A 19374-nucleotide genomic window follows, 5' to 3' on the forward strand; every position below is an offset into this window, starting at 1 on the left:
AATAAATTTTTATCTCAAATACAGGGTGTTACCTTTCTGTCAATTTAGGTAAATATGATGAAGACAGGATGAATTCAGCGTGCGGCGCTTTATTTCGGCAACTTATTTACGGTATAAATCCCGGATTCCCTTACCCACTGCGAAACGTCACCCATGATCAATTCTGCGCACTGCAAAATTATCGCCTGTCTGCTTTTTTTCACGCTGGCAGGATGCTCTTCCAAATCCCACCCGGAACCGGCTGACGAAAGCATCGACACTTCGCAGGATGGCACAAAGCAGCCCGATCTGATTCCGGTGATCGCCGCGTTGCATGATCAGATGCATTCATGGGAAGGCACAAAATATCAGTGGGGCGGAACCCAGTTGACCGGCGTTGACTGTTCGGGGTTTGTCTGGCGTACGCTGAAAGATCGTTTCAATATTCCGATGGAGCGGGTGACGACCCGGGAACTGATTGCCATGGGCAAACCGGTTGACCAGGCGCATTTGCAGCCGGGTGATTTGGTGTTTTTCCGCATTAAGCATGAGTTACATGTGGGCTTTTACGATACTGACCGCCAGTTCCTGCATGCCTCCGTCAGCCAGGGCGTGATGCGCTCCTCCCTGAATAACCCGTACTGGAAATCGGTCTATCTGCAGGCCCGACGTTTGCCGCGTGAGCAGAATTCACAAATCAGCTTCAATTACAAAAATAAAGTCTGACCTGCTGTCAGGACGCGCCGCGGCACCTGCACGCCGTGCGCATCCGCTTTCCGTCACAGCCGCTGCGCCTCGCGCATCCCGCTATCCTCCACGCGTCAGCGAACTGTTTTACGCTGAATCGGCAGAAGTTATCGCCCCGCTGAAAACATTCTGCAGCGTTCAGCAAATCTGTCGCATTCATTCCCGGGTGACCTGCCGCAACGATGACGCTTGCTTACTTTATGTAAATGAGTATGATTCGCATTAGTGTTTATTTATGTCCGCCACGGACCTGCCATTCCGGCATTGCCACATCCACTCTGGAGCCCCGCATGACATCACTGTTTCGTCCGCGTCACGCCGCGCTGAGTCTCGCGCTTTTCGCGGCACTGAGCCTTACCGCCTGCCAGACATCGGTTAAAACCGCGCCGGCCGCGGCAACGGCCGCCAGCCAGCCTGCTGACCGCACCGTCGTGACGCGTGCACCCGGCAATGGCCTGTATGAAATGGCCTATTCGTCTTCAGCCAACGCGCTGTATGTGGCCAGCGCAGATCGTTTTAAAGAGGCAAATGGCGGGGTGGTGTATCGTCTGGACCCGGTCACGCTGGCGACGCAAAGTGTGACCTATACCGATCTGAAAAATTTTGGCACCGCCAGTGATGAGCAGGCTGGCGTGTTTTACACCACTAACTCGCTGGATGGCGCGATAACCAAACTGGATGCACAGAGCGGGAAAGTGCTGGATCGGCTGGTGTTCCCGGAGAAAAAGGACAAAAAAGGCTATCCGGCCGGTACCCGCGAAATACTGGTGCATGAAGACGAGCTGTATGTCGGACGCATCGCCGATCCCGGCTTTATCTCCGTGGTGGATGCCCGTACCTTTAAACTGAAAAAGACCCTGCATCATGCCGGAAAATGGGTGACCGGACTGATTTATTCGCCGCTGATGAAGCGCATTTATGCTGCCAACGGCAGCGGTGAAATCCTCGTTATCAATCCGCGCACCCATAACATTGAACAGCGCTGGACACCCGGCGATGGCCAACCCTGGCTGTTCCTGAACATGGCAGAAGATCCGGCCACCGGACGTCTGTTTGTGACGGACAATTCCAAAGGGAAGGCCACTCTGGTGTTTGATGAGCGCACTGGCAAGGTTATCCATCGCATTGAAGGGGATGCGCTGGCGATCACCTATAGCGCGGCACGGCATGCCCTGTTTATCAGCCAGCGGGAATCAAAAAAAGTGCTGGAACTGGATGCCACCACCTTCGCCGTGAAGCACAGCTGGAGCTTTAACGCGCACCCCAACAGCCTGTTGCTGAGCCCGGATCATCAGACGCTTTACGTCACGCTCAAACAGAAGTTCCGTAAAGGCAGCCCTGCACCGGCAGCGGATGAGATTGCCCGCATTGCCCTTGAGTCCGGTCCTTTACCGGTGGCTGATCAGCCCGAAGTACGCAAATAATCACATGACTTAACAGTTAGTGCGATAATGATTATCGCACTAACTACCAATCCGCACAGCCTTTCAGGCGTTATCATTCTGTTCGTGGTCAGCCCGCTGCTGCTCAGCAAGCCCGGCCTTGCTGCTTATGCACTCTCTCTTTACGGCATTTCTGCCGTCGATTCTGTCTGCCGCAAGGCGGCATTTTCCCGCGCGCCAGCAACGGAAAGCCGCATTGCGCATCAGCCACCGTGTTCACTACTTCGTGCCGGGTAGGAGAGAGGGTCAGCGCTTTTAGCCGCCTGTCACAAGCCTGCTGGCAGCAAGTTTGCTATTGCCTGAGTGGCCTGGTTTTATTTCAGTATTTTTGATGTTAATCAGCAATAAGTTCAGCTGTTACGCACTCAGCTTCAGGTTTATCATTTTCTCATTAGGGCAAGACCAGGAATGATAGAGATTCAGGCAAAGTGCATGGCCGCAAAGTTTATCAAAATATTCGGTGCATTTATGCTGCCCACTGTTTAGTGACGGGGGAGTGAGCGCCCCGGCTGTCACGTCCGGAACGGCAGAAGCAGCCAGGACCGCACAGGCGAAGCAGGCCGGAGCGATTTATCTCATCGCCAGCATCGGTTCTGATAAGGATGCAAGAACGCCAGCGGAACGGCAGTACTGATATCGTTCTTCAGCCTTAAGGGGATTGCTATGAATCACAACCGCGACATTGCGGCGCAGGCCAGTACCTTTGTCAACGCGTTGAAAACGCAGCGCCAGGCTCACATGCCGGCTATGCGCTTTGCCCAGTGGCCAGCGTTTATCGCGGCAGTCCGCGAACTGATGACGCAAGCCTGATGCAGATAATAGTTAGTGTGATCATGATAACAGCACTAATTATCAATACTGAAACTATTACCTGAGTTATTATGTTTTCCATCGAAGGCATTCAGTCTTCACCAACCAAACCAAGGAATATGACCATGAAAACCATTAAAGCTTTCTCCCTCGCAGCCGTAGCCGCCCTGTCAATGCTGTCAGCTGCCAGCTTCGCGCAAACTGTTTCTGTTACCTCTTCTACTCTGGACGGTGCAGAAGCCAAAATCGCTGCTCAGGCACAAGAGCAGGGCGCTCAGTACAAAATCACTGAAGCCAATACCAACAATCGCGTACATATGACGGCTGAGCTGTACAAATAAGTTCGTCTGCAGTGCTTCGCGTTAAGGCCGCCTTCGGGCGGCTTTGCTGTTTTTATTGCTCAAAAAATAACCAATCCGGCGCAGCCAGCGGCACACGCGGCCAGCGGTGACTTATCCACAGATTAGGCCGGTGGCTTTGCACCTCTGCTGTGGATAATCCTGACGACAAGGGAAACGCAACGGTAACAGGCATGAGCCGGGCCACAAAAGCGGTTGTCCTCGTCGTGAAGGGCTATTCTTTACGCTCGTTACCATAGTGGCGCAGCGGGACGGGTGCCTTTTTTCTCTGCGTTTCGGCCTGGCGGGGTGCTGGCCGTTCCGATGAAGTGAGGCAATCGCTGCAGCATATCACCCGCGTCTGGTGGACGCGCGCGACCGCCAGCGCCTGATGGGTGGTATAAAGTGAGCCGATAAAGCGCTTCTCTCTTTTGCCTGTCAGAACGGAACAGCCTTTCTTATGTAACACCCAGCTGCCATCCGCATCGGGACACAGATAAAAATAGTGGGATTTCAGCATAACGGACTCTCTGGCGTGCTACAGCCTGCCAGCGCAGGGTGTAGCTGAAACAGAAAAGCGGCCAGTTTACGCCGCAGTTTGCTGGCAGAACCATGACGCAGTTTCACTTTAGGAATAGACTTGAAACCGGCGCACCAGTCTGAACCAGACCCGGCGCAGGTCTTGATGAATAAAAAACAGCGGCAGAGACGTTATCTGCCGGGCTGAAAAGTGGCCGCCCGCAGGCGGCCAGGGAAAGGCGGTAAACGCCACAGCTATAGCTGCAGCAGCCCCTTCAGCCGGGAAATCTCGGCCTGCCACTGTTGCTGCAGCACAGGCTTCTGATGCTTCGCTTTGCGCGCCATATCCTCCGCCAGTTTCCACTCCAGCTCGCATAACGTTTCCAGCCAGCGCTCTTCATCTTCAGCTGGCCTTGCGCTCTGCGCGCTGCCAGCCGCAGCCGGAGTCGCTGGCATAGCTTCCTGCAGCCGGGCCGTCACCGGTTCCAGGTCGTGCCATTCGCTGAGTTGCTGCCCGGCAATAAGCCAGAAGCGATTACAGCTGCTGGCAATCAGCTGCCTGTCATGCGACACCAGCAGAACGGCCCCTTCGAACGTATTCAGCGCCTGCGCCAGTGCCTCTTTACCCGCCATATCCAGATGGTTAGTGGGTTCATCCAGCAACAGCAGTGAATAGCGTGCCAGCGTCAGCCCGACAAACAGCAGGCGCGAGCGTTCACCGCCACTCAGCGAGCCCACCCGCTGCTGATGGCGCACGTAAGGGAAACCGGCGCTAATCAGCGCCATTTTGCGCTGCTCGTCTGTCAGCGCGGCAAACGGCTGCAACGCATCGCTGAGCGTGTGCTCATCCCTGAGCTGATGCAGGCTTTGATCGTAATAGCCAACGCGCGCGCGCGGATGAAACAGCGGGCTGTGCGTCTGTTGATATGCCTGCCAGAGGTGCCGCAGCAGCGACGATTTTCCGCTGCCGTTTTGACCGACAATCGCCACACGATCACCGCTTTTTACCTGTAATGACGGCAGGGTAAACAGCACCGGCGCGCCGGCCGCCGCACGCACGCTTTGCGGTGATAACGCCAGCACGCGGTCAGCCTCCAGTGCTTCACCGCGTAACGACAGCTGCCACGGGCTGCCTTCGCTTAGCATGGTCTGCGCCTCCTTCAGCCAGCTGGCGCGCTTTTCCATCTGCTGCGCTTTACGCGCCAGTCCTTCGTTATCGTAGTTACGGCCCCAGACAGCCAGCCTCCTGGCGCTTTTCTCTACGCGGGCGATCTCCTTCTGCTCAGCCTGATGACGCTGACTGTCTGCCTCATCCTGCTCTGCCAGCGCCTGGCGGGCGGCGGAACAGGGCAGACGGAAGAAGTGCAGCGTGCGGTCACGCAAAATCCAGCTGCAGTTTGTGACGCGGTCCAGCAGCGCGCTGTCATGTGAAACCAGGATAAAGCTGCCATTCCAGCCGTTGAGGAAATTTTCCAGCCAGAGCAGGGCAGGCAGATCGAGATGGTTGCTCGGTTCATCCAGCAACAGCAGGTCGGGTTGCATAATCAGCGCGCGCGCCAGCAGCAGGCGCATATGCTGCCCGCCGCTGAGCGTTGCCGCCGTTTGCTGCTGCTGATCCGGCGCAAACCCCAGGCTGCTTAGCAGCGCTTCAGCGCGCCAGCGTTCCGTGCCTGGCTGACGCGTCGCGACGGCGTCCAGCAGGGTAGCGCCGGCGACATCCGATGGCAGATGCTGCTCAATACGCGCCAGCAGGCAGTTTCCGGCGGGCGTAACGCTGCCGTGGCTGGCGGCCAGTTCGCCGCTAAGCAGTTGCAGCAGCGTACTTTTGCCGGTGCCGTTATCACCCAGCAGACCGATGCGATCGCCTTTTTTCAGGCTGAAATGAATATCGTGGAAAAGCGTACCGAAGGCATTGTCAAAGCCAACAGCATGGGCGGAAAGTAATGTACTCATGTGCTTACTCACAAGTTGCAGACGTAATGACGCCTGACGTCAGAAAATCGCTGACGACAACCCGGTAAGCCGGAGAGAAGAGATCAGATTGTAGTAACTTCGCTCAGCACGGATTATCGCAGCACGAGTGCGGTAAAACCTGAGCGCAGCCAATCGCTATAAGCGTGTGAGTAAATAAACAATTCACACAATGGCATGGTAATCCTCCTTAATTATCTGCGGGTGAAAAGGTAGGGTGATAATAGTGCGGCCGGAAATGTTATGCCAGTGTTAATTACGCAGCGCAGGGTGCGCTGCGTCAGGAAACTATCAGGATTGATCAACCCAAATCAGTTTATCCGTGGGGAAGCCCAGCTGCTGTGCCAGCGCAAGATAGCGCTGTTTAACCGCAGAAGGCAGCGTGGGCTGACGTGATAAAATCCACATATAACTCCGGTCAGGCCCGACAACCAGCGCATACTGATAGTGCTCATCCAGGGCAATCACGTTGTAGCCGCCATAGAAGGGACCAAAGAATGACACTTTCAGCGCCGCCACGTCCGGACGCCCTGTGAAATACGCCTTGCCTTCGCTTTCACTCCACTCGCGTTTTTTCGGGTCGTAACCCCGGTTCAGCACGCTCAGCCCGCCGTCGCTGCGCCTGCCGTAGGTGGCAGTGACATGATCCTTGCCGCGTTCAAAGCGATGGTCAAGACGCGCAATTTCGTACCATTTGCCCAGATAACGTTCCGCGTCAAAGTTCTGCACCGGCTGTACCCCTTTCGGCGGCGTCGGTGATTTGCAGGCAACCAGCGTCAGGGATAAAGCCGTCACGGCAACCAAAGGCCAGATTTTCATCGCAACTCCTTAATACCTCGAATAATCCTTTAAGCAGTATAGTGAAGGTTTGCATTTTGGTGTGGCTGCCAGGTCAGTTGCGCCTGCAAGCCAAAAGCCTGAGCCAGCGTGGTGATTAAACGGGACGTCTGCTGCTGCAGCGCGTGCCGGTGCGCGGCGTCCTCTGCATACAGAATTCCGCTAATCTGCGCCTCCGGCGGTAACACATTCCAGCTGTTGCCGGCCTGAAACGCCATATCGGCGACGCCAGCGCGCTGCCCGCCCCGGCTACACTGCGCCGCCAGCGCCGCAATGATATGGCTGCCGGTGACAATCGCATCCAGACCTTCATGCGGCCGCGCCGCGTGCGCACCTTTGCCGCTGAGAATGAGGGTAAAGGCGTGCGTGTCTGAAGGCGATGCAGAAATATCCGTCATGTTCATCCTTGTGCAGGTCAGAGGAAAAGAAGCCGCCGGTCGGCACCGGTGATTTTTCACCGCGCCTGGCGTCAGAGGAAACAACTATTTCCTCTAAGCTTTACCGGAAAACGGATGAGGCGGCAGCTTTACTCCACGCGATGCACTGGCGCAGCCGGTGAGATTTCCTGCCCGCGCGCCGGTATAAAGTTTCACCGGCTGAGCGGAAAGCGCTTTCGTAACCCATTTCCTCTGCTTAACTCAATAGAGGTGCTGAAGAGGATGCGGATGAGTAAGCTGAAATCACTGGAACATGAAGGCGTACTGCGCGGATCGCTAATCAAAAGTATTACGCTTTCCTGGCTACTGCTGGTTATTGCCGTGGCAGGCATCAGCGCATGGACACTGCATGAAGACTGGAAGCAGACCGTCAGCCAGACGGAAGAGACCGCCATCAACCTGTCGCTTTCGCAGGCGCGGCAGGCAGAGGATACCTTTTTGCAAACCGAGCTTTCGCTGCGCGAACTGCAGCGCAGCGTTGAAGCGCAGCTCAGTAGCGGTATTGATGCACAGAGCCTGAGCCAGACCATGCGCGAGTTACAGCGTCGGCTGCCCCAGCTGCATGGGCTGTTTTATTATGATGCGCAGGGAAAGTGGATTGCCACCTCAGCGCTGAAGACGCCCGCCGGTATCAATAATTCTGACCGTGAATACTTTACCTTTCAGCGCAACAATCTGCGTAACAGCATCCATCCCGGGCCGGTGATTCGCAGTCGCACGACGGGCGAGCTGGTTATTCCGGTTTCACTGCGTATCAGCGATGCGTATCAGGGGTTTCAGGGCGTACTGCTGGCGACCATTCGCGTCGACTATTTCCGGCGCTTCTACAGCTATTATGAAATGGGCCCGCATGATGTGCTGGTGCTGATGCTGGCGGACAGTTCGGTACTTTATGCCCGGCCGATGCCCGATAGTTTTATCGGCAGGAATCTGTCGGCCAGTCCGCTGTTCAGCGAAATGCTGGCCAAAAACAGCCGCGGCAGCGGACAGTGGACTTCTGCGCTGGATGGAAAAAACCGCCTCTTTGGCTTTGCCAGTTCCGATCGCTATCCCCTGATCGTGGCGGCGGGGTATGACACGCGCGATCTGTTTCTGCGCTGGGCAAAAGGCCGCGTGCAGGATGTCCTGCTGAGTGTGGCGCTGCTGGGAATTATTGTGGCGCTGGGGCTGTACGTGATGCGCCAGGCGCGCCGCAGTCTGCGCTACCAGTGTGAACTCACCAGCCTGCGTGACGAGCTGAAACAGGCTAACAATACCCTCAACCGCATGGCACACCGGGATGCGCTGACCAACCTGGCTAACCGCCGCGAGTTTGATCGCTATCTTAATGAAACCCTGGCGACAGCACGCCAGCAGGGGACGCCGGTCGCGCTGGTCATGATCGATGTCGATTATTTCAAACGCTTCAACGATACCTATGGTCATGTTGCCGGTGATGCCTGTCTGCAGCGTATTGCATGGGCGCTGAATGCGCTGCCCATGCGCAGCAGCGATCTGGTGGCGCGCTACGGCGGTGAGGAGTTTGCCCTGATTTTGCCGGGAGCCGACACGCAACATGCCGGCCAGATTGCCGCCCGCGCCGCGGCAGCCGTGCGGGCGCTGCATATTCCGCATCAGACCTCCGGCCTGCCGGCGCAACAGGTGACACTGAGCGCAGGTTATGCCGCGTGGGTGCCGGTCGCGGCGCATCACACGGCGCAGGCGCTGATCGCACAGGCGGATCGGGCGCTGTATCTCGCCAAGCAGTCTGGTCGCGACCGGGTGCAGGCCGGTCAGGAGACCGCCTGAACCGGATGTTTTATGGTCTGAAGACAACTACAGGAGTAGACGATGAAAATTGCCTGTCTGGGATGGGGATCGCTGATCTGGAAACCGGACGCACTGCCGGTCGCCGGTGAATGGCAAACGGACGGACCGCTGCTGCCAATTGAATTTGCGCGTATTGGGGACGGCGGTGAAGTGGCGACGGCACTCTGCATCAACGCGGAACCGGTGCCGGTTCTGTGGGCGATGCTGACTGTCACCGATATCGCTGCCGCCTGCGCCGCGTTACGCGAGCGCGAAGCGATACCCGATGAGCGCTGTGACGGTGTGGGCATCCTGACTGCAACGGCGCACACGCCGGGCCCGCTGGCGGAGTGGGCACGCCAGCGCGCACTTGATGCGGTTATCTGGACCGATCTGCCGCCGCGCTTTCAGCACACTGAAGGCCTGATTCCTGGCTGCGAGGCAGTACTCGCCCATCTCTCCTCGCTAAGCGGAGAAACCGCCGCCCACGCCTTCGATTATCTGCGGCGCGTGCCGGCACAGATTGCCACGCCTTATCGCAGCCATCTGATGCGGCGTATCGATGAGCTGACCGCCGACCGCCCGTCAACGCACGCGTCTTGCGCGACGCCACCGGGCGCACATTCCGGTCAGCCTGCAAACTTAAGTTAACTTAATTTACGGTCGCATCCGGCTGCTCAGCTAAGATTTACTGTGTTCAGCCCTGACCAGCAGCGTTCCGCTGAACGGGTGATCAATACGGAAGGATCGCGACTAAAATGGCTGATCAACGTTGCGACGCGATCGGTCAGATGGCGTATGGTCTCAACCCCGATATAGACAAATTCATTGGCAGGCAAGGCAAAGCTTTGCCCTTTTTCACACACTACGCTGCGTGAAAAGCCGTTTTCCAGCATGGTATAAAGTAACTCTATCTGCGTATTTGCGGTCGGCTCTTTTAACTCGACCCGAATCGTGTAACTGTTCATGGCGTCACCTCGCATTACATTTAATTTAAGTTTACTTAAGTTCTGCGATGTCGCTCGCGAATCATCGCACAATAAGAATTATCTTAGGAAGCGTTTACGCAGAAAGGGGAACAGGGGCCTGTGTCACAACAGGAAATTAAAGATGCATATTATGTGCAACATACTTGCTTAACCTGCACGAAACCCTATAGTTGATGGTGACATTTCGTCCACCATGTCGTTATGGTGCCCTTTTACTTTTCCGGAATTATTGTGGACACACACGCAGCCGTATCCTCCCGGTTATCTGATTTAATTCAGCTGTTGATCAACAGCGAAAGTGATAGTCACGAGGCTGACGTTAAAGAAGAAATAACCGAAATGTACCTGCTGCTGGGCGCACTACTCCAGCGGACATACCAGTTAACCATCAGGCTATAACCCTCCAGCCCGCCCTGCAGGACAGGGCGGGTGAAGAGGGGGCATTTATTTTAAATGTGCTTTCAGCTCTGATGATGCCTGACTGATGGCAGTGCGTACGGCAGGTTCTTTACTCAGCGCATTCAGTAAACCGAAGTCATGAATCATGCCGTTGTAACGGGTGACTGTGACCGGCACGCCAGCAGCGTCCAGCTTGCGCCCAAAGGCTTCGCCTTCGTCACGCAGTACATCCAGTTCGGCGGTCTGAATCAGCGTCGGCGGTAAGCCAGCCAGCTGCGCTTCAGTGGCGCGCAGTGGCGAAGCCAGAAGGGTTTGCCGTTGGGCTGCAGAGGTTATGTAGTTATCCCAGAACCACTTCATCATGTTACGCGTCAGAAAATACCCTTCGGCAAACTGCCGGTAAGAAGGCGTATCGAAGCTGGCATCCGTCACCGGCCACAGCATAACGTCATAACGGATCGCCGGCGTGTGATTGTTTTTTGCCTGCAGCGCGACGGCCGCGACCATATTGCCGCCCACGCTATTCCCCACCAGCGCCAGTCGCTTACCGTCCACGCCAATTTCTGCGCCGTGTGCGGCTACCCATTTTGTGGCTTCATAAGCCTGCGTGATCGCAACCGGGTAATGCGCTTCCGGGGAAGGATCATAATTGACAAACACCGCAGCCGCGCCGGATTCATTGACGATATCCCGCACCAGGCGTTCATGGGTCGGAAAGTCTCCCAGTACCCAGCCGCCACCGTGGAAAAACATAAATACCGGCAACACGCCGTCAGCCTTTTCCGGTTTCACAATGGTGAGCCTGAGCGGTTTGCCCAGCACCGTGATGGTCTTTTCAGCAACCTGTGCGGGCGGTAACGCCGCGCCCTGTTGTGCGCCGGTCAGCACGGCGCGTGCATCCCGGGGCGATAGCGTCTCTAGTGGCTTACCGCCGCTGCCGTTCAGCGCTTTCAGGAAGGCGGCAACCCCGGTGGTCGGTTGCGGCGCATTCTCTGCCGGACTGGCCCAGGCGGCCGTCATCTGGCTGGCTAACAGTAACGCCGTTGCGGTGAGTTTCACTTTCATGGTCTGATTTCCTTGTGTTTGCTATTAAGTAGTGTGCTATTTAGTTTGGCGATAATGGCAGATGACATCCGGGTTGTAAACAATTAGATCGCGCGCTATTTAAAAGGAAGGCACAACCCGTTAATTCACAGGGAAGAAACCGGACAGCACAATTGTCCGGTCTGGTAGCAAAAGCAGGCGGCAGCTACGCAGTTGCTATTGAAAATCACAGCAGGCGCGCGCTGAAAGCTGGCTGCACGTGTATTTGCCGTTCGGGGCCGCGCCCGCTATGAAAAGCAGCGACTTTGCTTCAGGGTTTACCGCAATGTACTGACGATAGCGCTAGTCAAAAACGCCGTTGATCACGGCGGTGACAATCGCGGTGCTGAGCGCAATCAGAACCAGATCATCGCCAACGGCACGCCACTCATAGCCCGCATAGTGAGGTAAATCGTTAAGCATGCCGGCCGGCAACGCTTTCCTGGCGATACCGGGCGGTAAGCGCTTGCCGCGCGCGACATTTTTCGCAATTCCCGGCGGCAGCGAAGCGTAGCCTGTCAGCCCGTAATTTACCGCCAGCGCACGCGCAGCGGAGAAGCTAATGGCCGCTTCCGCCTGCGAAGGATCATCATGCTGTTTGCCTTTGCTGCGGCCATTTTCATGCCAGGCTTTGCCGTTATGCGGGCCATGCTGTTTGCCGTTATGGCCGGGGTTATCCTCATTTCCGCCACTGTTGCCGTGACCGGGATTGGCCAGCGCCGGCGCGGCAGAAAGCGTGAATGAAATGACCGCAGCCAGTGCGGTCTTCAGTAAGCGGGGTCTGTCCATGTCACTATCTCCTGAGGTTCAGGTGAGGTCATGGAGCGCCTTTCCGCAGGGCGCTCCGAGGGTAAATTCATCAAAGGTGATCTGCAGCCCTGCGCGTTGCGGCGTGCAGCCCATCACACCGACAAATCGCCGTTGCCTGCCCGGCCAGGGACACAGCCTGAGCAGTGGCCAGTGTTCGCCATCTGCTGAGTACTGAATGCGCAGCGCCGCATTTTCCAGCGTGGCGCGCAGCCAGAAAAGCCGTGGATCGCCCGGATAGACACCGGTAGACCAGTCAGACAGCGTGCGCGTCACCACGCAACCCATTGCCGGCTGGTCATCATTAAATTCAATGCCCGCTTTAATCCAGTGGTGCTCATCATCCAGCACCAGTAAGCCAGCCTGATCGTACAGCGCGGAAAAATCTGCCTGAACCCGCATCTGAACCGTGAAATCGTCCTCAACATAAAAACCAAAGGCATGGCCGGAATGACGCTGAAAGCCGTAATAGGTCTGCTGCCAGAAATCGGTTTCAGCGTCGGTCGTGAAGCGTAACTGAGTATCATCGCGCGACCAGACAGCAGGCTGGTTAATCCAGACGCCTCCTGCGGCGGTAAAAGACTGTATCGGTGTCATAGGCTCTCCGGCAGTGGCATGTTCCAGTGATAGCGCGCTTTACCTCCCGACCATGCCATGCCGCATAGGCCGTTTATTTCACTGAGGATAGCGCGGGTTTACCTGGGTATTCCCGTTGTGCGGCTCAAACAGGCTTCATCCTCAGCAGGCAAGCCTGGTATAGAGGGCAGCGTTTTCCGTTTTACTATTTTTATCTGCAGCCAGAAGAATTGCCACAGAGAGTGTGTGAGGCATGTCTGCTTGTTTGTACGTTGCCGGAGTGGAAGATAACAGCGCGCTGTTTATAGCCAGGTACTGACTTTACCCTGCGAAAGATCACACGCGGGGAATCTCTTTCGCCAGCGCCTGCAGCAACGCCCTGAGCCAGCGGGTGGCTTCGCGCTTACCGCTGCGTTTGTGGGTATAAATGTTGACCTGAAACGGAGGGATTTCAAATGGCATATCAAACAGCGCAATATCCAGCATGGGCAAGAGTTTTTCCGCTGCCAGGCGCGGAATAGCCATAATCAAATCGCTTTCAGCCACGATAAAAGGGGCGCTTAACATGGAAGGCGTTTTAAGCGCAATCTGTCGGGTTAATCCTCTTTGCCTGAGATAAAAGTCCAGCACGCCCTGCTGTTCGTTCCACGGTGTGACCACCAGATGGCGCGCAGCAAGATACTCTTCCAGGCTCAGTTGCGTCCGGCTTTTGTGGCTGATAACCACATAGCGATCTTCCAGCCAGGCAATCTCTTCCAGCTCGGGATGTGCCACATCTTCGGGTGAGCTAAACCCCAGCGCCAGATCCACTTCGCCCGCCAGCAGTTCTGTCAGCGCCGGACTATGCGGCAGATAGCGTAATTCGAAATGCAGTCCGGGCGCCACAGATTGCAGCTGACGCATAAGGGGCGGAAAAACGCAGAATGCAGTGAAATCGGTGATGGCAATCTGCAGGCACGCTGTGCTGGTGGCGGCGTCAAACGGTGTTTGCGGTGTCAGTTGCTGATTAAGCAGCGACAATGCAGAAGCGATTGATGGCGCTATCTGCAGCGCAAAAACACTGGGGCACATGCGATGGCCTTCACGATAAAACAACGGATCATTCAGGGTTCCGCGCAGTCGTGAAAGGGCATGGCTTAAGGCAGATGTGCTCATAGCCAGCTCTTCTGCTGCCCTGAGAACCGAGCCATGACGATAAATAGCATCAAAAACCGGTAACAGGTTTAAATCCAGGCGTCGTAACGACGGATGCATAATATTCATTATTCACTGAGGAAATTGCACTTAATTCAGATGACCTTACCTTTTATGATCATCGCCATCAATGATGAAAGCGTAAAGTGACAACAAGGCAGATTAAATGAATATCACGATCCGACCGGCCCGGGCAGAAGATGCCGCAGCGATTTTTGCCATGATTTATGAACTGGCCGTTTATGAACAGGCACCCGAGGAAGTTGTGACGACCGCGGAAGAGATACGGGAAACGCTGTTTCGTGCCGGAAGCCACACCGAGGCGCTGATGTGTGAAGTTGACGGCGCTGTCGCCGGCTATGCCATTTTCTTTACCAGCTACTCAACCTGGCTGGGCCGGAATGGCATTTACATGGAGGATTTGTATATTTCTCCGGCTTATCGCGGAAAAGGTGCCGGTAAAGCATTGCTGAAATATATTGCGCAGTGCGCGGTACAAAGAGCGTGCGGACGTCTTGAATGGAGTGTGCTGGACTGGAATCAGCCCGCGATTGATTTTTACCAAAGCATAGGCGCACAGCCGCAGTCTGAATGGGTGCGTTATCGGCTTGCCGGTGAAGCGCTGCATGCTTTCGCTGGCGAGGCAGGGGAGAGTGAAATCGTCCGACGTCAGGTAAACAGCATGTGAAACGGAGGGCATTTGCCTTATGCAGGAAAACGCAAACGAATAACGGCAGATTAAACCGCTTAATTCGCATCCGGCACATTTTTTCATTAATCCGGGGAAGCAAAAAAACCGCACATGAAATGAACCATGTGCGGCCAGAGTTTGCTGTGTGCTATTGATGCAATAAGAACCTGAATTGAAATCCCTTTCAGTGCTTCCTTGTTTGCTTATTTAATGCCAGCAGGTTAAATGCCTGACTGGCGTTAAGCTTTTCGGTTGCCTGTCTTTTGCCGGCTTTGCTGCAGGTTGTAAAATGATATCCTTTCTCGGTAATTTTTTTTCCTTCAAAACGGACGTGTCTTTTTCGTTTGAACAAAGCGGGCAGGCAGCCACACCCTTAAAGTGCGCCGCGGAGACCGTCAAAGCCTGGTTGAGCGTGTAGCAACTTCCGATAAAGGTCCGGCTGTCCACGGCAGGCAGATGGGCACAATTGCTCCGGTGAAGCAGCAGCCCCTGCAGATGATGATTGCTGATGTAATATTTTACTGCCTTGTACATACAATATCCTTCCAGTATCGATAAAGTGAAGATGATAAAGGTGATGCGTAAGGTGAGAAGCGTTCTCACTCGCATTCTTTTTTGAATGATTAAATTTGCAATAATGTTGCTATCCATTAATTTTCCCGGGCGAGAAAACTAATACGGATAATTTAAATTAAAATGAGAAAATTGCCACGCCTAAAATTAGTAGTTGCCGTGTTATTAAAATTAAAAATAAACGTTTCGGAAATGATCTGCCCGCTAAGTTGTTGATTTAGTATAAACGTATTTTTTGTTGAGTAACAGAGTTTATAACAGGTGCAGAAAAAGCCGGGGAAAATATACCAGATAAAGCTGAGTGAGAATTATTCATTTTAGCGATTTTTGCATCTTCATCAAATTTAATGACAGGATAAGCCAAATTTCCTTGAAAAATGCTGATGCTCTTGCACATTCGTTTTCAGGGTGAATAGCATCAAAATGTAATTATCGATGAATGAAATTAATTTGCCCGTGGGCGCTGCATTAACGCATCTGTCTGTCAGGCAATACGCACAGAACGGTGCGCATTCCCGGCTGCGCACAGACACCGAAACGCAACCCGCCCATACGGCGCCTCAGGCACGCTGTTGTGGCGCTTCTGCAGCGTGCTGTCGGTCATAAGCCTGACGGGCGAGTTCGATGGCGGCCCCCTGTTCTTTGGCCCACGTCACCAGTGCGACAAACGGCGCCTGCAGGGTGCGGCCCAGCGGCGTGATGGCATATTCGACCGCCACCGGTGACGACGCGATCACCCGCCGGCTGACAAGGCCATTGCGCTCCAGCCGGCGCAGCGCTTCTGTCAGCGCCTTGTGCGTAATGGGATCCAGGCGGCGTTTGATGGCGTTAAAGCGCGCTGGCTGCGTGCAAAGTACGGTCAGGATCAACACCGACCATTTATTTGCCACCTGTTCCAGGACCGGGCGCGTGCTGTTGATCTCTGCCAGCAGGGCCGGAATATCGTTCTCCATCAGGTTTCCTTGCATATATCTGGTATCGCTCAGGTGCGTAATTGACACTAAATATACGGAATATATCATCTGGCTTCCACCTCTTTCCGGAGTAGCTATGATGAAACTTGAAGGAAAAATTGCCCTGATAACCGGCGGCAGCAGCGGCATCGGGCTCGCGATTGCCTGTCGGTTCGTTCAGGAAGGTGCGCGGGTCTTTATTACCGGACGGCGCGAGGCGCAGCTGGCTGCGGCAGTGGCGCAAACCGGCGGTCGCGCAGAAGCGATTCCGGGTGACCTCACGCGCGCTGACGACCTTGCCCGCCTGTTTGACACGCTTCGGGTCCGGGCCGGTCGTCTGGATATTCTGGTCAATGCCTCCGGTGTAGCAGAGCATGCGCGTCTGGAAGAGAGCACCGAAGCCCACTTCGATCGCATTTTTGATCTGAATGTCCGGGCGATGGCCTTTACGGTGCAGCAGGCCGTTAACTGTATGGGTGAGGGTGGCAGCATTGTGCTGATTGGCTCCATTGCCGGTGGCATGGCCAATCCCGGCTACGGTGCTTACTCTGCCAGCAAAGCGGCGGTGCGCGCCTATGCCCGAACCTGGAGCCATGAACTGGCACCGCGTGGCATTCGGGTCAATACGCTCAGTCCGGGGCCAACCGATACGCCAATGTTTGATCAGGTCAGTGATGAAGTGCGGCAGGCGTTCAGCGCACAGATACCCGCCGGACGCCTTGCCAGACCGGATGAAGTCGCCGCTGCGGCGCTGTACTTCGCCTCGGATGAGAGCCGGTACGTGCAGGGTGCTGAACTGGTGATTGATGGCGGCATGACCGCCTGAATGAATTGTGCAGCGCGCCACAGCTAACCTGTCCGGTTGGAATACCCGGCAACTGCATGACAGCGCAGCAGAAATGACAGCGCGCCAGGCGGCGCGCTGATCGATTACTGTGCGTAGGCTTCAGTAGAAAGGGTAATTGTCACCTTGTCACCGACGGAAGGCACATATTTATCAAGTTTGAAATCCGAGCGGTTAATTTCCGTGGTGGCATCAAAACCGATTGCCTGCTTCTTCACCATCGGATGCATATCCTGTTTATTCAATACAGCATGCAGTACCACAGGTTTGGTAATGCCTTTCAGGGTCAGATTACCCTGTACATCATATTTGTTGTCGCCTTTGCTGACGACGCTGGTGCTTTTAAAGGTGGCTTGCGGGTATTGCTTCACATCGAAATAGTCTTTACCCATAAACTCTTCATTCAGCTTTTTAACATGGGTATCGATATTTTTAACCGGCAAGGTCACGTCAACAGACGATTGCTCCGGTTTGTCTTTATCGAAAACCAGCTTACCGGTGACATCCGAAATATCCGCAGAAGGATGGGAAAATCCGAAATGGTCCCATGAAAAAACAACGGAAGTATGCTGCGGGTCGAGATGGTATTCCGTGGCGGCCGCCTGAGAAACCGGAACATACAGCGCCGCACTGGCGAGAGTAATAAGAGCGGTTTTTTTGATTAAATTCATGACATTTCCTTTTTCATCAGAGTGTATCATTGTAGTCACAACCCCGGCGACAGTTAGTGAAATGATTTGTCAGAACCCTTCAAATTTTTTCAGTAACTTTATTATGGCTTTTTTATCATAGCATTATGCTTAAACCCTGCGTTTTTGTGCTAACAATAATCAGCGTATGACCGCTGAAGAAATAATTAATCACGCTGCGTAATATCTGGATTCATGATGGCCTCAGCGGCCATACCAGCACGGGCAAAACCGCGATTGCCGTTTTGCTGGCCGTATTACTCTGGCCGGCAGCGCCGCCGGCGGATTTTATCTGGCTGAAGTCTGTGCGTGATGGCACCAGACGCATCAGTCGCTGAAAAATAGCGCCTGAGGGGGCAATCACCACCCTATATGCAAACCAGATTGCCCGCATTCGCTTAAATAGTGCGGCGGGAAGGGCAGCAGCGCTGAAATAATCCTTTCACGCCTGCACGCGTTATTGGCTTTTTTATGCAGTGCTTTCCCGGATTCGGTATTTACCGCCAGAAAAACAGCCATTGTCATCAGGGAACATCAGCATTATCCGCCTGACCGGCGGCATAAGCCCCGCTATTTCATCCCGCGCGATGCCTGCCTGCGCAATATGCTTAATATAAAAAAGCATACGAAAATATGATGTTTTACCAATTCGTCTCTGTCACTCCACACTGAGCGCCATATTCATTACGACAAGGATAAGGCGCATGTCCTATCAACTGAGCCTGCTGGATAAATCACCGGTCGTTGCCGAAGAGAGTGCCAGTCAGGCGCTGCACCGCACCCTGCGGCTGGCGCAGCAGGCTGAAGCCTGGGGTTATCACCGTTTCTGGCTGGCAGAACATCACAACACCGAAGCGCTTGCCAGCCCGTCGCCTGAGTTGCTGATTGCCTGGATTGTCGGTCAGACCCGGCATATCCGCGTCGGATCGGGCGGGGTGATGCTGCAACACTACAGTCCTTACAAGGTGGCCGAAAATTTTAACCTGCTGGCATCGCTGGCACCGGGCCGTATTGACCTCGGCGTCGGCAAAGCGCCGGGCGGCCTGCCGCTCTCAACGCGCGCACTGCAACTGGGCGTCAGTCAGGCGGAAAAAGGCAGCTTTGCTGAGCAGCTTGCACTGCTGGAAAGCTGGCTCACGGTGCCGCCGGTGGGCGATGAAGAGAGCCTGCGCGCGACGCCACAGCCGCCGCGTCCGGCCAGTCGCTTTCTGCTGGGGGCCAGCATAGAGAGCGCACAGCTGGCGGCAGAGCGGGGCTGGCAGCTGGTTTTTGCCGCTCACCATAATGGCGATCCCGAGCTGATGCAGGCGGTGCTTACCACTTACCATCGGCTCAGTAACGGTCAGCGCGCGCTGGTGGCCGTGCAGGCAATCGTGGCGGATTCGCCGGCCGCTGCGGATCAGCTGACAGAGACGCTGCGGCTCTATCATGTGCGGGTGAAGGGCGGACAAAGTGTGAATGTGGCCAGCGTGGAGCAGGCCGAGCGCTACGTGCGGCAGGGCGGATATACCGACTACGTGATCGAGCCACGCACCCCGTCCTTGCTCAAGGGCACTGCGGCGCAGGTGCATGCCCAGCTGGCCTCGCTGCATCAGCGCTTTGGCATTGAAGAATTCATCATTGATACCCCGGTTGCGGAAGCGCGGGCGCGGGTGAAATCCCTTGAACTGCTGGCGACCCACCGCCTGGCTACAGCCTGAGACGCGGA

Annotated in this window: 20 protein-coding genes; 9 read left to right on the forward strand and 11 right to left on the reverse strand. The window is 55.1% G+C overall.

The genetic code is table 11. The features are described 5' to 3' along the window. Window positions 1–153: 153 nt before the first annotated feature. The 4 genes from D8B20_RS18050 to D8B20_RS18060 all read left to right on the forward strand — a co-directional run bounded on the left by D8B20_RS18050 (window position 154) and on the right by D8B20_RS18060 (window position 3319). Entirely contained in the window at window positions 154–705 is a 552-nt protein-coding gene (locus D8B20_RS18050; RefSeq protein WP_145890880.1) for a C40 family peptidase, read from the forward strand. Between the two features lie 311 nt (window positions 706–1016). Then, the gene (locus D8B20_RS18055; RefSeq protein ID WP_145890882.1) at window positions 1017–2150 is read left to right on the forward strand and encodes a YncE family protein; all 1134 of its coding nucleotides are present in this window, start codon (window positions 1017–1019) and stop codon (window positions 2148–2150) included. Between the two features lie 681 nt (window positions 2151–2831). Continuing rightward, window positions 2832–2978, forward strand: a complete 147-nt coding sequence (locus D8B20_RS21675; protein ID WP_186454458.1) for a hypothetical protein — start codon at window positions 2832–2834, stop codon at window positions 2976–2978. Window positions 2979–3103: 125 nt separating this feature from the next. Then, complete coding sequence (locus tag D8B20_RS18060; RefSeq protein WP_145890885.1) at window positions 3104–3319, forward strand: YdgH/BhsA/McbA-like domain containing protein; 216 nt, start codon at window positions 3104–3106, stop codon at window positions 3317–3319. 771 nt (window positions 3320–4090) lie between these two features. Here the strand turns inward: D8B20_RS18060 and D8B20_RS18070 are convergent. The 3 genes from D8B20_RS18070 to D8B20_RS18080 form a co-directional block, all read right to left on the reverse strand. Next, window positions 4091–5788 (reverse strand): ABC-F family ATP-binding cassette domain-containing protein, encoded by a 1698-nt coding sequence (locus D8B20_RS18070; RefSeq protein WP_145890890.1) that lies wholly within the window; start codon window positions 5786–5788, stop codon window positions 4091–4093. Between the two features lie 309 nt (window positions 5789–6097). Further along, on the reverse strand, window positions 6098–6625 hold the full coding sequence (gene blc, locus D8B20_RS18075; RefSeq protein WP_145890892.1) for an outer membrane lipoprotein Blc: 528 nt from the start codon (window positions 6623–6625) through the stop codon (window positions 6098–6100). Window positions 6626–6654: 29 nt separating this feature from the next. Then, window positions 6655–7041 (reverse strand): peptidase dimerization domain-containing protein, encoded by a 387-nt coding sequence (locus tag D8B20_RS18080; protein WP_186454459.1) that lies wholly within the window; start codon window positions 7039–7041, stop codon window positions 6655–6657. Between the two features lie 267 nt (window positions 7042–7308). Here D8B20_RS18080 and D8B20_RS18085 point away from each other — a divergent pair, with 267 nt between their 5' ends. Both D8B20_RS18085 and D8B20_RS18090 read left to right on the forward strand, forming a co-directional pair. Beyond that, the gene (locus D8B20_RS18085; RefSeq protein ID WP_145890896.1) at window positions 7309–8868 is read left to right on the forward strand and encodes a sensor domain-containing diguanylate cyclase; all 1560 of its coding nucleotides are present in this window, start codon (window positions 7309–7311) and stop codon (window positions 8866–8868) included. Between the two features lie 42 nt (window positions 8869–8910). Beyond that, window positions 8911–9519, forward strand: a complete 609-nt coding sequence (locus D8B20_RS18090; protein ID WP_261388114.1) for a hypothetical protein — start codon at window positions 8911–8913, stop codon at window positions 9517–9519. Window positions 9520–9545: 26 nt separating this feature from the next. On the opposite strand, the gene D8B20_RS18095 is transcribed toward D8B20_RS18090, so the two are convergent. The 5 genes from D8B20_RS18095 to D8B20_RS18115 all read right to left on the reverse strand — a co-directional run bounded on the left by D8B20_RS18095 (window position 9546) and on the right by D8B20_RS18115 (window position 13988). After that, complete coding sequence (locus D8B20_RS18095; protein WP_145890898.1) at window positions 9546–9836, reverse strand: hypothetical protein; 291 nt, start codon at window positions 9834–9836, stop codon at window positions 9546–9548. Window positions 9837–10301: 465 nt separating this feature from the next. Next, on the reverse strand, window positions 10302–11321 hold the full coding sequence (locus D8B20_RS18100) for an alpha/beta hydrolase (protein ID WP_145890900.1): 1020 nt from the start codon (window positions 11319–11321) through the stop codon (window positions 10302–10304). A 321-nt stretch (window positions 11322–11642) separates the two neighbouring features. Beyond that, window positions 11643–12128: an anti-virulence regulator CigR family protein gene (locus tag D8B20_RS18105; RefSeq protein WP_145890902.1), complete on the reverse strand. Its 486-nt coding sequence runs from the start codon at window positions 12126–12128 to the stop codon at window positions 11643–11645. 18 nt (window positions 12129–12146) lie between these two features. After that, window positions 12147–12743 (reverse strand): DUF1349 domain-containing protein, encoded by a 597-nt coding sequence (locus D8B20_RS18110; protein WP_145890905.1) that lies wholly within the window; start codon window positions 12741–12743, stop codon window positions 12147–12149. Window positions 12744–13058: 315 nt separating this feature from the next. Continuing rightward, window positions 13059–13988 (reverse strand): LysR family transcriptional regulator, encoded by a 930-nt coding sequence (locus tag D8B20_RS18115; protein ID WP_145890907.1) that lies wholly within the window; start codon window positions 13986–13988, stop codon window positions 13059–13061. 94 nt (window positions 13989–14082) lie between these two features. Here D8B20_RS18115 and D8B20_RS18120 point away from each other — a divergent pair, with 94 nt between their 5' ends. After that, complete coding sequence (locus tag D8B20_RS18120) at window positions 14083–14604, forward strand: GNAT family N-acetyltransferase (RefSeq protein ID WP_145890909.1); 522 nt, start codon at window positions 14083–14085, stop codon at window positions 14602–14604. Window positions 14605–14814: 210 nt separating this feature from the next. Here the strand turns inward: D8B20_RS18120 and D8B20_RS21680 are convergent, their stop codons facing one another. Further along, window positions 14815–15258, reverse strand: coding sequence for a hypothetical protein (locus tag D8B20_RS21680; protein ID WP_186454460.1), 444 nt, complete (start codon window positions 15256–15258; stop codon window positions 14815–14817). A gap of 482 nt (window positions 15259–15740) precedes the next feature. Further along, the gene (locus D8B20_RS18130; RefSeq protein ID WP_145890911.1) at window positions 15741–16133 is read right to left on the reverse strand and encodes a winged helix-turn-helix transcriptional regulator; all 393 of its coding nucleotides are present in this window, start codon (window positions 16131–16133) and stop codon (window positions 15741–15743) included. Window positions 16134–16230: 97 nt separating this feature from the next. Here D8B20_RS18130 and D8B20_RS18135 point away from each other — a divergent pair, with 97 nt between their 5' ends. Beyond that, the gene (locus D8B20_RS18135) at window positions 16231–16959 is read left to right on the forward strand and encodes an SDR family NAD(P)-dependent oxidoreductase (protein ID WP_145890912.1); all 729 of its coding nucleotides are present in this window, start codon (window positions 16231–16233) and stop codon (window positions 16957–16959) included. Between the two features lie 104 nt (window positions 16960–17063). Here the strand turns inward: D8B20_RS18135 and D8B20_RS18140 are convergent, their stop codons facing one another. Further along, window positions 17064–17648: a YceI family protein gene (locus tag D8B20_RS18140; protein WP_145890913.1), complete on the reverse strand. Its 585-nt coding sequence runs from the start codon at window positions 17646–17648 to the stop codon at window positions 17064–17066. Between the two features lie 722 nt (window positions 17649–18370). On the opposite strand from D8B20_RS18140, the gene D8B20_RS18145 reads away from it, so the two are divergent. Continuing rightward, window positions 18371–19366: an LLM class flavin-dependent oxidoreductase gene (locus tag D8B20_RS18145; protein ID WP_145890914.1), complete on the forward strand. Its 996-nt coding sequence runs from the start codon at window positions 18371–18373 to the stop codon at window positions 19364–19366. The last annotated feature ends 8 nt before the right edge of the window (window positions 19367–19374 follow it).

Source organism: Candidatus Pantoea soli, from assembly GCF_007833795.1.
Classification (GTDB): Bacteria; Pseudomonadota; Gammaproteobacteria; order Enterobacterales; family Enterobacteriaceae; genus Pantoea; species Pantoea soli.

Excerpts from the sequence above, each read along its gene's own strand:
- D8B20_RS18050 (WP_145890880.1), top strand. The coding sequence starts at position 154 with ATGATCAATTCTGCGCACTGCAAAATTATCGCCTGTCTGCTTTTTTTC.
- D8B20_RS18055 (WP_145890882.1), top strand. The coding sequence starts at position 1,017 with ATGACATCACTGTTTCGTCCGCGTCACGCCGCGCTGAGTCTCGCGCTT.
- D8B20_RS21675 (WP_186454458.1), top strand. The coding sequence starts at position 2,832 with ATGAATCACAACCGCGACATTGCGGCGCAGGCCAGTACCTTTGTCAAC.
- D8B20_RS18060 (WP_145890885.1), top strand. The coding sequence starts at position 3,104 with ATGAAAACCATTAAAGCTTTCTCCCTCGCAGCCGTAGCCGCCCTGTCA.
- D8B20_RS18070 (WP_145890890.1), bottom strand. The coding sequence starts at position 5,788 with ATGAGTACATTACTTTCCGCCCATGCTGTTGGCTTTGACAATGCCTTC.
- blc (WP_145890892.1), bottom strand. The coding sequence starts at position 6,625 with ATGAAAATCTGGCCTTTGGTTGCCGTGACGGCTTTATCCCTGACGCTG.
- D8B20_RS18080 (WP_186454459.1), bottom strand. The coding sequence starts at position 7,041 with ATGACGGATATTTCTGCATCGCCTTCAGACACGCACGCCTTTACCCTC.
- D8B20_RS18085 (WP_145890896.1), top strand. The coding sequence starts at position 7,309 with ATGAGTAAGCTGAAATCACTGGAACATGAAGGCGTACTGCGCGGATCG.
- D8B20_RS18090 (WP_261388114.1), top strand. The coding sequence starts at position 8,911 with ATGAAAATTGCCTGTCTGGGATGGGGATCGCTGATCTGGAAACCGGAC.
- D8B20_RS18095 (WP_145890898.1), bottom strand. The coding sequence starts at position 9,836 with ATGAACAGTTACACGATTCGGGTCGAGTTAAAAGAGCCGACCGCAAAT.
- D8B20_RS18100 (WP_145890900.1), bottom strand. The coding sequence starts at position 11,321 with ATGAAAGTGAAACTCACCGCAACGGCGTTACTGTTAGCCAGCCAGATG.
- D8B20_RS18105 (WP_145890902.1), bottom strand. The coding sequence starts at position 12,128 with ATGGACAGACCCCGCTTACTGAAGACCGCACTGGCTGCGGTCATTTCA.
- D8B20_RS18110 (WP_145890905.1), bottom strand. The coding sequence starts at position 12,743 with ATGACACCGATACAGTCTTTTACCGCCGCAGGAGGCGTCTGGATTAAC.
- D8B20_RS18120 (WP_145890909.1), top strand. The coding sequence starts at position 14,083 with ATGAATATCACGATCCGACCGGCCCGGGCAGAAGATGCCGCAGCGATT.
- D8B20_RS21680 (WP_186454460.1), bottom strand. The coding sequence starts at position 15,258 with ATGGATAGCAACATTATTGCAAATTTAATCATTCAAAAAAGAATGCGA.
- D8B20_RS18130 (WP_145890911.1), bottom strand. The coding sequence starts at position 16,133 with ATGGAGAACGATATTCCGGCCCTGCTGGCAGAGATCAACAGCACGCGC.
- D8B20_RS18135 (WP_145890912.1), top strand. The coding sequence starts at position 16,231 with ATGATGAAACTTGAAGGAAAAATTGCCCTGATAACCGGCGGCAGCAGC.
- D8B20_RS18140 (WP_145890913.1), bottom strand. The coding sequence starts at position 17,648 with ATGAATTTAATCAAAAAAACCGCTCTTATTACTCTCGCCAGTGCGGCG.
- D8B20_RS18145 (WP_145890914.1), top strand. The coding sequence starts at position 18,371 with ATGTCCTATCAACTGAGCCTGCTGGATAAATCACCGGTCGTTGCCGAA.